Origin of the sequence: Oerskovia flava, from assembly GCF_026163685.1 — a bacterium.
Classification (GTDB): domain Bacteria; phylum Actinomycetota; class Actinomycetes; order Actinomycetales; family Cellulomonadaceae; genus Oerskovia_A; species Oerskovia_A flava.
Genome location: NZ_JAOXSR010000008.1, coordinates 156,127 through 169,129, shown reverse-complemented (window position 1 = coordinate 169,129; position 13,003 = coordinate 156,127). Strand labels below are relative to the sequence as shown.

Annotated in this window: 17 protein-coding genes; 8 read left to right on the top strand and 9 right to left on the bottom strand. The window is 72.5% G+C overall.

Going from position 1 to position 13,003, the window contains the following annotated elements:
• Window positions 1–10: 10 nt before the first annotated feature.
• The 3 genes from OHL10_RS13950 to OHL10_RS13940 all read right to left on the bottom strand — a co-directional run bounded on the left by OHL10_RS13950 (window position 11) and on the right by OHL10_RS13940 (window position 3,298).
• Window positions 11–655 carry a response regulator transcription factor gene (locus OHL10_RS13950; RefSeq protein WP_265522834.1) on the bottom strand — a complete coding sequence of 215 codons (645 nt, stop codon included), beginning with the start codon at window positions 653–655 and terminating at the stop codon, window positions 11–13.
• Window positions 652–1,935: a sensor histidine kinase gene (locus OHL10_RS13945; protein ID WP_265522833.1), complete on the bottom strand. Its 1,284-nt coding sequence runs from the start codon at window positions 1,933–1,935 to the stop codon at window positions 652–654. Before OHL10_RS13945 ends, OHL10_RS13950 begins: the two co-directional genes overlap by 4 nt.
• 94 nt (window positions 1,936–2,029) lie before the next feature.
• The gene (locus OHL10_RS13940) at window positions 2,030–3,298 is read right to left on the bottom strand and encodes an NAD(P)/FAD-dependent oxidoreductase (RefSeq protein WP_322645563.1); all 1,269 of its coding nucleotides are present in this window, start codon (window positions 3,296–3,298) and stop codon (window positions 2,030–2,032) included.
• 140 nt (window positions 3,299–3,438) lie between these two features.
• Between OHL10_RS13940 and OHL10_RS13935 the strand changes: the two genes are divergently transcribed.
• Window positions 3,439–3,900 carry an Lrp/AsnC family transcriptional regulator gene (locus tag OHL10_RS13935; protein WP_265522832.1) on the top strand — a complete coding sequence of 154 codons (462 nt, stop codon included), beginning with the start codon at window positions 3,439–3,441 and terminating at the stop codon, window positions 3,898–3,900.
• 19 nt (window positions 3,901–3,919) lie between these two features.
• Here OHL10_RS13935 and OHL10_RS13930 read toward each other — a convergent pair whose 3' ends face one another.
• Window positions 3,920–4,795, bottom strand: a complete 876-nt coding sequence (locus tag OHL10_RS13930; protein ID WP_265522831.1) for an NAD-dependent epimerase/dehydratase family protein — start codon at window positions 4,793–4,795, stop codon at window positions 3,920–3,922.
• A gap of 176 nt (window positions 4,796–4,971) precedes the next feature.
• Here OHL10_RS13930 and thiD point away from each other — a divergent pair, with 176 nt between their 5' ends.
• Together thiD and OHL10_RS13920 are read left to right on the top strand one after the other, a co-directional pair.
• Window positions 4,972–5,772 carry a bifunctional hydroxymethylpyrimidine kinase/phosphomethylpyrimidine kinase gene (gene thiD, locus OHL10_RS13925; RefSeq protein ID WP_265522830.1) on the top strand — a complete coding sequence of 267 codons (801 nt, stop codon included), beginning with the start codon at window positions 4,972–4,974 and terminating at the stop codon, window positions 5,770–5,772.
• A 35-nt stretch (window positions 5,773–5,807) separates the two neighbouring features.
• Complete coding sequence (locus OHL10_RS13920; protein ID WP_265522829.1) at window positions 5,808–6,194, top strand: ACT domain-containing protein; 387 nt, start codon at window positions 5,808–5,810, stop codon at window positions 6,192–6,194.
• Window positions 6,195–6,198: 4 nt separating this feature from the next.
• On the opposite strand, the gene OHL10_RS13915 is transcribed toward OHL10_RS13920, so the two are convergent.
• The 3 genes from OHL10_RS13915 to OHL10_RS13905 all read right to left on the bottom strand — a co-directional run bounded on the left by OHL10_RS13915 (window position 6,199) and on the right by OHL10_RS13905 (window position 8,366).
• Window positions 6,199–6,981 (bottom strand): deoxyribonuclease IV, encoded by a 783-nt coding sequence (locus tag OHL10_RS13915; RefSeq protein WP_265522828.1) that lies wholly within the window; start codon window positions 6,979–6,981, stop codon window positions 6,199–6,201.
• Window positions 6,982–7,013: 32 nt separating this feature from the next.
• Window positions 7,014–7,301 (bottom strand): hypothetical protein, encoded by a 288-nt coding sequence (locus OHL10_RS13910; protein ID WP_265522827.1) that lies wholly within the window; start codon window positions 7,299–7,301, stop codon window positions 7,014–7,016.
• Window positions 7,302–7,388: 87 nt separating this feature from the next.
• On the bottom strand, window positions 7,389–8,366 hold the full coding sequence (locus OHL10_RS13905) for an alpha/beta hydrolase family protein (protein ID WP_265522826.1): 978 nt from the start codon (window positions 8,364–8,366) through the stop codon (window positions 7,389–7,391).
• Between the two features lie 120 nt (window positions 8,367–8,486).
• Here OHL10_RS13905 and OHL10_RS13900 point away from each other — a divergent pair, with 120 nt between their 5' ends.
• Window positions 8,487–9,047 carry a TetR/AcrR family transcriptional regulator gene (locus OHL10_RS13900; protein WP_265522825.1) on the top strand — a complete coding sequence of 187 codons (561 nt, stop codon included), beginning with the start codon at window positions 8,487–8,489 and terminating at the stop codon, window positions 9,045–9,047.
• Here the strand turns inward: OHL10_RS13900 and OHL10_RS13895 are convergent.
• Window positions 9,007–10,116 carry an RDD family protein gene (locus tag OHL10_RS13895; RefSeq protein WP_265522824.1) on the bottom strand — a complete coding sequence of 370 codons (1,110 nt, stop codon included), beginning with the start codon at window positions 10,114–10,116 and terminating at the stop codon, window positions 9,007–9,009. The two genes, OHL10_RS13900 and OHL10_RS13895, sit on opposite strands and share 41 nt — an antisense overlap.
• Window positions 10,117–10,177: 61 nt before the next feature.
• Between OHL10_RS13895 and OHL10_RS13890 the strand changes: the two genes are divergently transcribed.
• The 4 genes from OHL10_RS13890 (at window position 10,178) to OHL10_RS13875 (ending at window position 11,868) form a co-directional block, all read left to right on the top strand.
• Window positions 10,178–10,522 carry a hypothetical protein gene (locus OHL10_RS13890; protein ID WP_265522823.1) on the top strand — a complete coding sequence of 115 codons (345 nt, stop codon included), beginning with the start codon at window positions 10,178–10,180 and terminating at the stop codon, window positions 10,520–10,522.
• Complete coding sequence (locus tag OHL10_RS13885) at window positions 10,482–11,084, top strand: DNA alkylation repair protein (protein WP_265522822.1); 603 nt, start codon at window positions 10,482–10,484, stop codon at window positions 11,082–11,084. The genes OHL10_RS13890 and OHL10_RS13885 overlap by 41 nt, the downstream gene beginning before the upstream one ends.
• 95 nt (window positions 11,085–11,179) lie before the next feature.
• Window positions 11,180–11,656, top strand: a complete 477-nt coding sequence (locus OHL10_RS13880) for a DUF2975 domain-containing protein (protein WP_265522821.1) — start codon at window positions 11,180–11,182, stop codon at window positions 11,654–11,656.
• Window positions 11,656–11,868 carry a helix-turn-helix domain-containing protein gene (locus tag OHL10_RS13875; protein ID WP_265522820.1) on the top strand — a complete coding sequence of 71 codons (213 nt, stop codon included), beginning with the start codon at window positions 11,656–11,658 and terminating at the stop codon, window positions 11,866–11,868. Before OHL10_RS13880 ends, OHL10_RS13875 begins: the two co-directional genes overlap by 1 nt.
• Window positions 11,869–11,912: 44 nt before the next feature.
• Here the strand turns inward: OHL10_RS13875 and OHL10_RS13870 are convergent, their stop codons facing one another.
• Window positions 11,913–12,998 (bottom strand): ATP-binding protein, encoded by a 1,086-nt coding sequence (locus tag OHL10_RS13870; RefSeq protein ID WP_265522819.1) that lies wholly within the window; start codon window positions 12,996–12,998, stop codon window positions 11,913–11,915.
• Window positions 12,999–13,003: the final 5 nt, after the last annotated feature.

Here is a 13,003-nt window from a genome sequence, read left to right as displayed (position 1 = left end):
GGCCCGACGGTCAGAGCATCAGGCCCGACTCGTACGCGGCGATCACGAGCTGCACGCGGTCACGGCGCTCGAGCTTGCGCAGCACCTCCGACACGTGGGACTTGACGGTCTGCTCGGTGATGAACAGCTCGGCGCCGACCTCAGCGTTCGACAGTCCGCGCGCCACGGCGAGCAGCACCTCGTGCTCCCGTGCGGTGAGGGTGTCGAGGCCGGGGACGGGCGCGGGTGCGCTCGCCCGCGCGGAGAAGTCCCCGACGAGGCGCCGGGTGACGTTCGGCCCGAGGAGCATGGAGCCCTCGGCGACCATCCGCACCCCCTCGACGAGCCGCGCGGCGGGGATGTCCTTGAGGAGGAACCCGCTCGCCCCGGCCTGCAGGGCGTCGTAGACGTACTCGTCGAGGTCGAACGTCGTGAGGATGAGGACCTTCGTCGCGGGGTGACGCGCGCAGATGCGGGCGGTCGCCGCGATGCCGTCCAGGTGGGGCATCCGGACGTCGACGACCGCGACGTCGGGCGCCTGGTCTGCGACCAGAGCGAGCAGCTCCAGCCCGTCCGCCGCGGAGCCGACGACCGTGAGGTCGGGTGCGGCGTCGATCATCGCGGCGAAGCCCAGGCGCACGACGGGCTGGTCGTCCGCGACCACGACGCGCGTCACGCGGCGTCACCCAGCGGCAGCGTCGCGACGACGACGAACGCGCGGCCGTCGTCCGACACCTGGGCCGTCAGCGACCCGCCGAGCGCCTCGACGCGCTCCCGCATCCCGATGAGGCCACGCCCGGGGAGGTGGCCGGGTGCTGCGCCGTCGGTCTGGTCGAGCGGGTTCGTCACCCGCAGCTCGGCGGCGTCGCCGGTGGCGGTCACCGTCATCGAGACGGCCTGCCCGGGCGCGTGCCGGCGCGCGTTCGTCAACGCCTCCTGCGCGGCCCGGTACAGGACGTAGCCCTGGGTGGCCGGGAGGCTCGGGAGCGCGGCGGTCAGCTCGACGTCCTGACCCGCGCCGCGGGCCGCCTCGACGAGAGCGGCGATGTCGTCCGCCCCGGGCTGCGGTGCGCGCTCGGGGCCGGGCCCGCCGCCGTCGTCATCGCTGTCGGCTGTGCTGTCGGTGGTGTCGTCGATCGTGCCGTCCGTCCGCTGCAGGACGGTGAGGACCTGACGCAGCTCGTCGAGCGCGCCGCGCGCGTCCTGCGCGATCTCCGCGAGGACCGGCTTGGCTCCCTCTCCCACGGGGTGCAGGTACGGCGCGGACTCGGCGCGGACGGCGACGAGCGAGATGTGGTGCGCGACGACGTCGTGCAGGTCGCGCGCGACCCGCGCCCGCTCCGCGGCGAGGGTCTGGACCTCGAGCGCGCGGTGCGCGGTCTCCTCGGCCTGGCGACTGCGGCGACGAGACCGGGACGTGAGCCCGATCGCCGCGCTCAGGGCGACGACGGCGACGGTCGCCACGGCGTAGAGCGCGAAGGACAGCGCCGGGTCGCCGCCACCGCCCGGCGAGACCGCGAAGACGATGCCGATCGGCAGGAGCGCGGGGATCGCGATCCAGCAGTACGCCGCCGCGACGAGCAGGGCGACGGAGGTCGGCAGGATCGCGCGCCGCCAGCCGTCGAGCGCCGCGACGACCGCGATGGCGAGCATCCCCAGCCACCACCCCCACACGAAGACGCCCAGCAGCACGATCGAGACGAACGGCCAGGCCGCGACGGCCACCGCCCAGCCGGGCCAGCGACGGGAGATCACCACACCCGCGACCACGCTGAGGTTGGCGATCATCACGAGCGGCAGCCCTTCGAGCATCGCGGGCTGAGGACCCCACAGCCCGCTGCCGACGAGCCAGATCGGTGTGATGAGCAGGAAGACGCCGACGATCGCGGCGAGGAAGATCGGCAGCGCCCAGTCCCGGGCGGACCGGGAGCGAACGCGCGGGGCGAGGGTCGTCATGCCTCGATCCTGCGGGAGCGGCACACCGCGCCGCCACCTCCCTACGAGGGAGCGGCGCTCGTCCCGAGGAGCGGTCTCACCTCGCGCGCCGGTTTCAGCGCAGGGGGTCGAACGGGCGGACCTCCGCAGGGACGTCGCCGGTGACGATCTGCTCGGCGAGCAGCCTGCCGGTCGCCGGGCCGAGCACCATGCCCCACATGCCGTGGCCTCCGGCGACGTAGACGCCCGGGGCGCGGGTCGCGCCGACGAGCGGCAGGCCGTCGGGTGTGACGGGCCGGGCACCGACCCACTCGTCGTGCCGGTCGTCGAGGTCGACGCCGGTGAACAGGTCGCGCACCCCCGCGAGGATCGCGTCGATGCGGCCGCGCTGGAGCGGCTCGTCGGCGCCGCGGAACTCCATGGTCCCGGCGACGCGGAGCCGGCCGCGGTACGGAGTGCACGCGACGCGCCGGGCCGGCAGGTAGATCGGCTGCTCGACCGGGACGTCGGTCGCGACGGTGAACGAGTAGCCGCGCCCCGCCTGGACGCGGGTGCGGACCCCGAGCGGACGGGCGAGGGCGGGCAGCCACGCGCCGGTCGCGAGCACGACGGCGTCGGCGGTGTGCACGTCGTGGTCCGCGGCCTCGACACGGACACCGGTGGCGCCCCGTCCCACGGCCGTGACGTGCGCGTCGGTGACGATCTTCGCCCCGCGAGACCGGACGGCGTCGGCCAGGGACTCGACGAACGGGCCCGGCTCGCAGAACCGCTGACCCTCCAGCGTCCACACCGACCCGACCCGGTCGGAGAGCTGGGGGACGGGCGCGTCGCCGCGGCGGCGCAGCGGGACCTCCTGGCCGGCGGCCGCGACCTGCTCGAGCTCGTGGCGGAACCCGCGGGCCTGCCGCTCGTGCTCGAACCCGACGACGAACGGTCCGGTCCGGGTGGGCGCGGTCACCCCGCCGGCCGCGAGCTCGTCGAACGCGTCGAGGGCCATCCGGTCGATCGGGGTGAGCGCCGCCATGGCGCGGCGCCAGGCCCGCGGCGTCGCGTGGGCGGCGAAGCGCACGAGGAACGACCACAGGCGCGGGTCCAGCCGGGCGGGCACGTGCACGGGCGCTCCCCGGTCGAGCAGCGCCTTCGGCGCGTACGTCCACAGGCTGGGGTCCGCGAGCGGCATCGCCATCCCGGGCGTCAACCAGCCCGCGTTGCCCCAGGAGGAGCCGGCGGCCACCCCCTGGCGGTCGAGCACGGTCACCTCCACGCCCCGCTCCTGCAGGTGCCACGCGGTCGCCAGTCCCACCATGCCCGCCCCGACGACGACGGCGGTGCGCGGGGTCCGGCGCGCGGCGGCGTGCACGGGTGCGGGTGCGGGGACGACCACGGACGGCTCCTTCGGCGGTGCTGGCGAGATGCGCCTATCGTGGTGAGTCCTTCGGCAGCGCACAATGGGATCGTCACAAGATTCTGCGGAGCCATCTCTTCGTCGAAGGATCAACAGATCTCTGCGTGAGGAGACCACCCGTGCCGAACGTCGTTCGACCCGCCGTCCTGGACGAGACCGACCGCCGCATCCTCGCGATCCTGGCCGACGACGCGCGCGCGACCAACAAGGCCGTGGCCGACGCCGTGGGCATCGCACCGTCGACCTGTCTGACCCGGATCCGCTCGCTCCAGGAGCGTGGTGTCATCCGGGGCTTCCGGACCGAGGTGGACCCCGCCGCCGTCGGGCGCAGCCTCCAGGCGCTCATCTCGATCCGCCTGCACTCCCACGCGCGCGCCGACCTCACCGGTTTCCGCGACTACCTCGCGGGCCTGCCGCACGTCGAGGGCATCTTCTTCGTCACCGGCGACCGCGACTTCCTGCTGCACGTGGCCGTCGCGGACTCCGACGCGCTGCGGGACGTCGTCGCGCGCACCCTCAGTGTCCGGCCCGAGGTCGCCGGGACGAGCACCACGGTGATCTTCGAGCACCTGCGGCCGTAGCCGCCGTCACCCGGTCCGGTCAGGGCGTCCCGGTGGTCGCCGGGAGCCGGTCGCGCCAGCGGTACTCGGGCGCGTAGCCCAGCATCCGCCGCGCCTTGCCGATGCCGAGCAGCGTGTCCCGACCCTCGACGTCGCGCACCTCGACGTCCGGGTACGTGCGCGCCATGAGGTCGCGCGAGGGCGCGTCCATGACGGTGTCGGCGGCCGCGATGATGAACGTCTCGAACCCGGTGAGGTCGCTCTCGAGCGCCAGGCGCACCGCCTGTGCGCCGTCGCGGGCGTCGATGTAGCCCCACAGGTTCCAGCGCCGCAGCGACTCGTCCTCCTGGAAGCCGGGGAACGCCAGGTAGTCCTCGTCCTCCATGACGTTGGAGAACCGCAGGCCGACGAGCTTGAGCGCCGGGTCCCAGCGGGTCAGGTGCCGGGCCATCTCCTCCTCGACGGCCTTGCCGAGGGAGTACGTGCTCTCGGGGCGGGCGGCGTACTCCTCGTCGACCGGCGCGTACGGCGGCGGGACGTCGAAGGGCAGCCCGAGCACGGTCTCGCTCGACGCCCACACCACGTTGCGGACTCCGGCGACCCGGGCGGCCTGGAACACGTTGTACGTGCTCGTCACGTTGTTGTGGAACGTCGCGCCGTTCGGCGCCATCCCCGGGGCCGGGATCGCGGCGAGGTGCACGACGCCGTCGATGCCCGCGTACCGGTCGTCGATCGCCGTGAAGAGCTCGATGACCTGCCCGAGGTCGGTGAGGTCGGCGCGGGTGAAGGACCCGGGCTGTCCGTCCGATGGTGGCACCCGGTCCACGGTGACGACGTCGTAACCGTGCGCGGCGAGGTCGGTGACGACGGCGCGGCCGAGCTTGCCGCTGCTCCCGGTGACGACGATGCGAGGCATGGTGCTCCTGACGGGTGGTTCGACGGTCGGACCGCCGGGCTGGGCTGCCGGGCGGGACCAGCATGCCACCTCGGGGTGCGGCGCGGCGAGGGCCGGGGCGTAGGCTCGTGGGCCGGGCGACGGCTCCCGCACGGACCGTCGCGCCAGCGCATCGCACCCTCACGAAGGACACGGACATGGTCAACCTCGCGTACGTCATCGCCGGATCGGAAGCCACGGGCGGTGCCGGGATCCAGGCCGACCTCAAGACGTTCCAGCAGCTCGGCGTCTACGGGGTGGGGACGCTCACGTGCATCGTGTCGTTCGACCCGAAGGCCGACTGGGGCCACCGGTTCGTGCCCGTCGCGCCCGAGGTCATCGCGGACCAGTTCGAGGCCGCGACCAGCACGTACGACCTCGACGTCGTGAAGATCGGCATGCTCGGCACCCCGGACACCATCGACGTGGTCGCGCGCTCGGTCGACAGCCGCCCGTGGCACCACGTCGTGCTCGACCCGGTGCTCATCTGCAAGGGCCAGGAGCCGGGCGCGGCGCTCGACACCGACACGGCCCTGCGCGAGAAGGTGCTGCCGCTCGCGACCGTCGTCACGCCCAACGTGTTCGAGGCGCGCACGCTCGCCGGCATGGACGCCATCGAGTCGGTCGACGACCTCGTCGAGGCCGCGGAGCGCATCCACGCGCTCGGCCCGGAGTTCGTCGTGGTCAAGGGCGGCGTCGAGGTGCCCGGCCCGGACGCGGTCGACGTCCTGTTCGACGGCCAGGAGATCACCGTCTACTCGACCGAGAAGATCGGTCAGGAGCGGGTCAGCGGCGCGGGGTGCACGTTCGCCGCCGCGATCACGGCCGAGCTCGCGAAGGGCACCGACGTGCCGCGCGCCGTCGCGGTCGCCAAGCAGCTCGTCACCGAGGCCATCGGCGCGCGGGTCGCGTCGAACGCCCCGTTCGACGCCGTGTGGCAGGGCGCGTACACCGGCTGACGGACCGTGTCCCCGGCGGACCCTACGCTCTGGGCATGCCCGCCGACCTGACCCCGCCGCCCGCCCAACGCCTCCAGCTGCTCACCGCCCGGTTCGTCCTCGAGCACCAGCCCGCGGCGACGTTCCCCGAGGACGACGAGTGGGTCGCGCTCGTGCGCGCACCGGAGGGGCTGACGGTGCTGCGCGAGGCCTCGCCGTTCGGTCGTGACGGCGAGCGGTGGGCCGGCTTCTACGGCGACCCGCACGGGCTGGACGTGACCGGCATGCTGGCGGCCGTCGTCGGGCCGCTCGCCGGCGCGCAGATCCCCGTGTTCGTCGCGTCGACGTTCCACGCCGACCTCGTGCTCGTCCCCGAGACGGCGGTCGAGGACGCGACCGCCGCGCTGCGGGACGCGGGCCACCGCGTCACCGGCGCGGCCTGACCGGTCAGGAGACCTGCGCGCGCAACCACGCGACGTCGGGCCCGATGTCGGCGTGCGTCTCGCAGATGACCGGCGCGTCCGCGGCGCGCACCAGGTCGGCGAGCACGGCGGGGTCGATCGTGCCCGCCGTGAGGCCCGCGTGCCGGTCCGCACCCGACCCGGCGGTGTCGCGGCTGTTGTTCGCGTGCACCAGGTCGATGCGCCCGGTGATCGCCCGGACGTCCGCGACGGCCGTCGCGAGGTCGATGCCGCCCGCCCACGCGTGGCACGTGTCGAGGCAGAAGCCCACCTCGCTGCCGCCGTCGGCCGCGGACACCGCCGCCCACAGGCGTTCGATGCGCTCGAGCCGCCGCGCCATCGAGCTCTCGCCGCCCGCGGTGTTCTCGATGAGCACCGGGACGTCCGTCTCGAGGGCGTCGATCGCCTTGCGCCAGTTGTCGAAGCCGACCGCGGGGTCGTCGTTCGCCGTGACGTGCCCGCCGTGCACGATCACGCCCTTCGCGCCGACCTGCCCCGCGCCGTCGACGATCTTCTGCAGCAGCTTGCGGCTGGGGATCCGGACGCGGTTGTTCGTGCTGGCCACGTTGATGACGTACGGCGCGTGCACGTACAGGTCGAGGTCGGCCGCCGCGGCGTCCGCCTTGAGCTGCTCGGGGCCGCCCGGGTAGTCGAACGTCGCCCCCTTCCAGCTCTGGGGGTCGCCGAGGAAGATCTGCGCCTGGTCGGCGCCGATGGCCGCCGCCTGGTCGATGACGTCCGCCTGGCCGAGGTGAGCTCCGATCCGCATGGCACCAACCTACGGGTGCGCACGCCGTCCGGTCACCAGGAGCTCATGTCCCGCAGGTCCTTCGTGAGGTCGTCGAGCGCGGAGCGGGCCCGCCGGGCCCGGTCGACCGGGTCGACCGTGAGCTCGTCGCCGGGGTTCGCGCGGCGCCCCGCCTCGTCCGGCGGCGCGGCCTCCCGACGGCGGAGCGCACCCGTCCGACGGCGTGTCTCGCCCGGGCGGCGCGGGTCGCGGTACGGGCCGTCGTGGCGCTGCGTGGCCGGGGGCGCGAGCACCGCACCGGCGTCAGGTGATGAGAAGAGGGGGAGGCGTGCCGGGTCCATCGCCCCATCGTCGTATGCCTACTTTTCGGACATGTTGCGTCGGTGGTTCGGTCGTGTGACAGGTGTCGCGACGGGGGAGCGGTCCCGTCACCGCGTGGCGAGAGGGTCCGCCGCTGCGGGCTGCTTGCTGTCGACGTGGCCGATCAGGTCGGCGCCGTCGCGGAACGCGGCGCGGGCGGAGGGCCAGCTGCTCTCGTCGACGTGCAGGGCGGTCCGGAGGTAGGCGGTGGTCAGCCGCTGGATGACGGCGACCCGCTCCGGGTTCTCGTCGGTGGTCTCGGCGACCTCGTACCCGACGATCCCGCCGAGCGCGTGCTCGGCACCGTGGAGGGTCAGGAGGTCCGTCGCGCCCGGGCTGTACGTGTAGGCGTCGGTGAACCAGTCGGGCCCGCGGCTCGACATCCTGGACTGGTCGCGGTCGCCTGCGACGACGAGCGTCGGTGTGGTCAGCTCCTGGAACGAGGGGTGCATGAACGGGAAGTTCGCCTGCGCGAACGGGTGCAGGTCCTCGCCGCCGACACCGGTCGCGGCGAACAGGATGCCCGCGGTGACGCGGCTGTCGGACATGTCCTCGCCGACCTGGCCCGTCTCGTCGAGGATCCGCGCGCCGAGGAGCGTCTGAGCGGTCTGCCCGCCCCATGAGTGGCCGGTGACGGCGACGCGGCCGCGGTCGACCCGGCCGGCGAGTCCGGGGACGGCAGCCTCGACGGTGTCAAGCTGGTCGAGGACGCGGGTGAGGTCGGCGATCCGCTCGGTCCAGATCGTCGGGAACACCGCGTGGTCGAACCCGAAGCCGTTCCGGCGCGAGTCCAGGTGCGTGGGCTGGACCACCACGAACCCGCGCGACGCCCAGAACGCCGTGAGCGGCGCGTACCCGTCGAGGTTCCATCCGTTGCCGTGGGAGAACACCACGACGGGGAGATTCGTACCGGTCGCCGGGGCGGACACCCGCACCTCCAGCGGGACCGGTCGACCGGGTGCGGCCAGCTCGACGGGAGCGACCGAGACGACGGGAGCGCCGGCGCCGATGATGCTGTCCAGGGTGTCGACGACCGATGACGTCATGCGAGGTCCTTCCTCGAGGCGGGGCTCTGCGATACTCGATATCGGAGCGATGTTCCACAACATTACGGAACGACGTTCCGTAATACAAGGGCGCGCCGTCGAGCGAGCGGGGAGTGGAACATGGTCGGGCGTCCGCGTCGGAGCCAGCAGGGCTTGCTCGATGCCGCGGCAGCGGTCTTCGTGACGTCCGGGGTCGACGCTCCGGTCCGGGAGATCGCGGCGAGGGCTGGCGTCGGCATCGGGACGATCTACCGGCATTTCCCGACGCGTCCAGAGCTCGTCGTCGCCGTGTATCGGCACCAGGTCGAGGCGTGCGCGGAGGCCGGCCCGCGGCTGCTCGCGCAGAGCGCGACGCCCGAGGCCGCCCTGAGGGCGTGGGTGGCAGTGTTCGTGGAGCTCCTGGTCACCAAGCACGGCCTGGCCGGCGCGTTGCAAGGAGACAGCGCCGGGTCCGACGCTCTGCACACCTCCTTCGTCGACCGCCTCGTCCCGGTCTGCGGCGCGCTCCTCGAGGCGGCGTGCGAGTCCGTCGACGCGACGCCGCCGGTCGACGCGTACAACGTCCTCAAGGGCATCGGGAACCTCTGCATCGGTGCATCGGCCGACGCTCGCTACGACGCCGAGACTCTCGTGCAGCTGTTCATCTCGGGTGTACTGGCCCGCCCGCGCACGTCGCCGTGAGATCGCCGTCGGTGCGGACGTTCACCATCCACGTCCAGCCCGCGCCCAGCGCGCCCAGCTCAGGCTCCTGCACCCGGATCGTCCAGGGGTCCGGTGTGGTGGTGCCGGGCAGGGTGCCGGTGCCCGACATGTCGTAGGCATGCCCCTCCTCGTCGTCCGTCGCGATCGGCAGCACGGCGGAGCGGACGAGGGCGGGTCGGCCGTCGGCGGGCTCGACGACGAGCTCGACCTCGGTCCCCGGCGCCGGGTCGGTGGTGGTCCAGCGCGAGGTCACCTCGATGGCGGCCGGCGTCTCGCTCGACTGTTCGCGGGTGATGCCCCACCGCGTCAGCTCCTCGGTCCCGGGCTCGTGCCCGAGGCTCGCGCCGAGCAGCGTCGGTTGTCCTGCCGTGCTGCCGGGGACCACGGTGCACTCGTCCCAGACGCTCCGCGAGCTCCACGACGTCGGGCCGACGGCGAACGCCACCGCGACGCTGCACAGCAGCGTGGCCGCCCCGGTGACCACCCGCGCACCGGTCGCCGCGTCGGGACGGCCGTCGGTGCGAGCGCGGACGCGTGCGCGGACCGCGGCGAGCGCCGGGTGCGGTGCCGGGCACGGGGCGTGCAGCACGACGGTGGACAGCAGGGTGTCGGCGAACGTCTGCCTCTTGTGGTGCCACAGCGGGCGGAGGAACCCGACGAACAGCACCATGTCGATCACGTGCGCGAGCCACCGCAGGACGGTCGTGAGCAGGCCTGCGGGTCGGCCGGTGGTCTCGTCGACCACGGCGATACCCATGGTGCGCTTGCCCGGCGTCGACCCGGTGTACGCCTGCAGCAGTGCGAGCGTCACGCCGGTGGCGACGAGCCACCCGCTGTCCGTCCAGGACGGTCCGGGTGAGCTGCCGACGCCGAGGAGAAGGTGTGGTGAGCCGGTGGCGCCGAGCGCGAGGAACGCGACGCTCGCGACGATGGCCGCGTCCAGCAGGTAGGCGACCACACGACGTGTCCACCCCGCGTAGGGCGCCTCGGGGACCGTGACCTCCAGCGTCGACGCGGGAAGCTGCTCGGAGGTGACCGTGGCGCTCATCGCCACATCGTGGCACAAGCGAACGAAGCCCTCCGGGCGATACGGCGATACGCTGCGCGCCATGGACGAGACGCGCGCCGAGCAGGTGGTTGTCGCCCGTCTGCTCGGACCCCGGTCCGTGCCCCTACGGCTTCACCAGCGCGATTTCGTCGACGAGGCGGAGGTCGCGGAGCTTGTCGAGGCGCTGGCTTTCCTCGTGCAGGCGTACAAGGGGCGCTCGACCGTCCCCAAGCCGATCGCGCTCGCCCTCGTGGACATCTCCGCCCGGTTCGACAACCGGTACTACAGCCAGGAGCAGCAGGAACGCCTCGAGGACATCGCCCACGAGCTGCAGCGGCTCGCGGAGGACCTCTTCGACCCAGGTGATGGTGACTCACCGTCGGCCCAGCGCGGGTCGGCGAGCTGACAGGAGGTGCGAGCGTGGAGCTGACGGCCGGAACGTTCGTCGCGGAGCTGATGACGCACCGATCGGAGCAGGAGCAGCGCAAGATCGCCCGCTACGTCGCAGGAGGCGACGGCACCGAGATCATCGGCGTCCGGATGAAGGAGATCTTCGACCTCAGCTCTACCTTCGACGCCACGACCGGATCAACGTCTGGGATCTCGTCGATCGTGCGGCACCACGGGTGGTCGGGTGGTACCTGCTGGACAAGCCTCGCGACCCTCTGTTCGAGCTCGCCGGGTCGGACGACGTGTGGCGCCGGCGCACGGCGATCACCGCGACGTTCTGGTTCGTCCGGAACGGTGACGTCGAGGGTGCGCTGGAGATCGCCGAGGTCCTCCTGCACGACGAGGAGGACCTGATCAACAAGCCCGTCGGCACCGCGCTGCGCGAGGTCGGCAAGGTCGATGAACCGCGGCTCCTGACCTTCCTCGACGAGCACGTCGCGACCATGCCTCGCGTGACGCTCCGCTACGCCGTCGAGAAGCTGTCGCCGGGACGCCGGGACGAGCTCATGAGCAGATAGCGGTCCCGGGCAACGTGGACCGTCATCGCCGGCACACTGCCCCCTGGCAGCTTCGAGCGATTGACAATCGATAGATTGCTATCGATACTCGATGCATGAATCGCACACTGGTCGCGCCGCTGCGGGCGCTGTTGGTCCTCGTCGCCCTCGGAGCGGTCGTGACGCAGGTGCTTGCACCGCTCCTCGCCACCGAGGTCGCCACGACGTATCCCGAGGTGCGGCCGATCGTCCTCCCGTACTCGGTTCTCGCCGTCCTGGCGGTCCTGCTCGTCGAGGTGGCGCTGGTCGCCGTCTGGCACCTCCTGACCCTGGTCTCGCGGGACACGGTCTTCGACCGTCGCGCCGTCAGGTGGGTCGACGTGATCGTCGCGTGTGCCGCTGGTGTCACGGCGCTCTCGGCGGGGGTATTCGGACACCTCGTCTTCGGCGCTCAGATCGGCGGGCCGCTGGTGTTCTTCGGGTTCGTCGGCTCGCTGGTCGGAGGGGCAGCGCTCACTCTGCTGCTGGCCGTGATGCGTGGGCTGCTCGTCAGTGCTGCGGTGAACCGTCGCGAGCTCGAGGAGGTGATCTAGTGCCGATCTCGGTCGACATCGACGTGCTGCTCGCCAAGAAGAAGATGTCCGTGGGTGAGTTCGCGGACGCGGTGGGCATCACCCCGGCGAACATCGCCGTCCTCAAGAACGGACGGGCCAAGGCCATCAGGTTCTCCACCCTCGACGCGATCTGCCGAACGCTCGACTGCCAGCCCGGCGACATCCTGCGATGGTCACCGGAGGGCGACTGAGGTCGGCGGCGAGGTTCGTCAGGGACGAGGTGGGACCCGCCGGCTCACAGCGGCACGTGGACGTCGCTGCCGCCCTCGTGCGTGAGTCGGCTCCCGACCTGGACGAGCGACGCGTCGGGCACGAACCCGCCGGCGAAGAGCGCTTCACCCTGCCTGAACCGTGCGGCGTGGGCCAGGAGGTCGGCGGGTGCGTACCCGAAGTGGTCGGCGAGGTCGGCGAGGTCCCGAGGGGAGCTCATCTTCATGAGGCCCAGGTTGTCGCACTGCGAGAGCGCGTTCGGGTGGATCTTCGACGGTCGCTGGGTCGACAGCAGCAGCCACAGCCCGTACTTGCGGCCCTCGGCGGCGATCTGGACGATCCGTTCGGTGAGGGCGACCTCGACCGGCGTCACCGGGGTGGGGGAGCACAGGTTGTGCGCCTCGTCGATGACGATGAGGACCGGTCGGCGCTCGTGCCGGGTGGCCCACAGATGATCGAGCACGGCGAGCGCCGCGACGTGCGGCTCGGCCGGGTTCTTGAAGCCGCCGAGGTCGAGGACGGTCGCGCGCGGGCGTTCGTCGATCACGTCCTCCACGGAGCGCCCGCCCCAGGCCCACAGGTCCCAGTCGAGGACGCCGAGGTTCTCGAGCCGGCGGAGCAGCGTGCGATGACCGGGCTCGGGCGAGTCGTGCAGGAACGCGGCGAGCTGACGCTGGTCGTTCGTGCCGAAGACCTCCTCCAGGTGGAGCAGCACGTTGTACTCCTCGGCGTCGAGGAGCGGGTCGAGGCGCAGCACGGCCGCCTTGGACCGCACGTCGAGGTCGACGAAGCGCACGGCCAGCCGGTCGTCGCCCTCCGCGGCCGGGCGCAGCACCCGCACGTCGAGCTGCTCCCACGAGGCCGCGACGTCGGGCTCGACGTCGTCGCGCGTCTCCCCGAGCCGCACGAAGTCCGCGTTGGGGTCGAGGATCAGCAGGGGGAGCCGGGTGTGGAGCAGGAGCTGCTCGAGCACCACACCGAGCGCGTACGTCTTGCCGGACCCGCTCTGCCCGCACCAGAACGTGTGCCGGTTGAAGCGGTGCGCCGCGACGAGCGCCTCCTGCCCCGGTACGTCTCCCCGCAGTGTCCCGACCCGCAGCTCCGTCGTCATGGTGG

Coding starts and splice junctions, on each gene's coding strand:
- OHL10_RS13945 (WP_265522833.1), bottom strand. CDS start 1,935: ATGACGACCCTCGCCCCGCGCGTTCGCTCCCGGTCCGCCCGGGACTGG.
- OHL10_RS13930 (WP_265522831.1), bottom strand. CDS start 4,795: ATGCCTCGCATCGTCGTCACCGGGAGCAGCGGCAAGCTCGGCCGCGCC.
- thiD (WP_265522830.1), top strand. CDS start 4,972: ATGGTCAACCTCGCGTACGTCATCGCCGGATCGGAAGCCACGGGCGGT.
- OHL10_RS13920 (WP_265522829.1), top strand. CDS start 5,808: ATGCCCGCCGACCTGACCCCGCCGCCCGCCCAACGCCTCCAGCTGCTC.
- OHL10_RS13915 (WP_265522828.1), bottom strand. CDS start 6,981: ATGCGGATCGGAGCTCACCTCGGCCAGGCGGACGTCATCGACCAGGCG.
- OHL10_RS13910 (WP_265522827.1), bottom strand. CDS start 7,301: ATGGACCCGGCACGCCTCCCCCTCTTCTCATCACCTGACGCCGGTGCG.
- OHL10_RS13905 (WP_265522826.1), bottom strand. CDS start 8,366: ATGACGTCATCGGTCGTCGACACCCTGGACAGCATCATCGGCGCCGGC.
- OHL10_RS13900 (WP_265522825.1), top strand. CDS start 8,487: ATGGTCGGGCGTCCGCGTCGGAGCCAGCAGGGCTTGCTCGATGCCGCG.
- OHL10_RS13895 (WP_265522824.1), bottom strand. CDS start 10,116: ATGAGCGCCACGGTCACCTCCGAGCAGCTTCCCGCGTCGACGCTGGAG.
- OHL10_RS13890 (WP_265522823.1), top strand. CDS start 10,178: ATGGACGAGACGCGCGCCGAGCAGGTGGTTGTCGCCCGTCTGCTCGGA.
- OHL10_RS13885 (WP_265522822.1), top strand. CDS start 10,482: ATGGTGACTCACCGTCGGCCCAGCGCGGGTCGGCGAGCTGACAGGAGG.
- OHL10_RS13880 (WP_265522821.1), top strand. CDS start 11,180: ATGAATCGCACACTGGTCGCGCCGCTGCGGGCGCTGTTGGTCCTCGTC.
- OHL10_RS13870 (WP_265522819.1), bottom strand. CDS start 12,998: ATGACGACGGAGCTGCGGGTCGGGACACTGCGGGGAGACGTACCGGGG.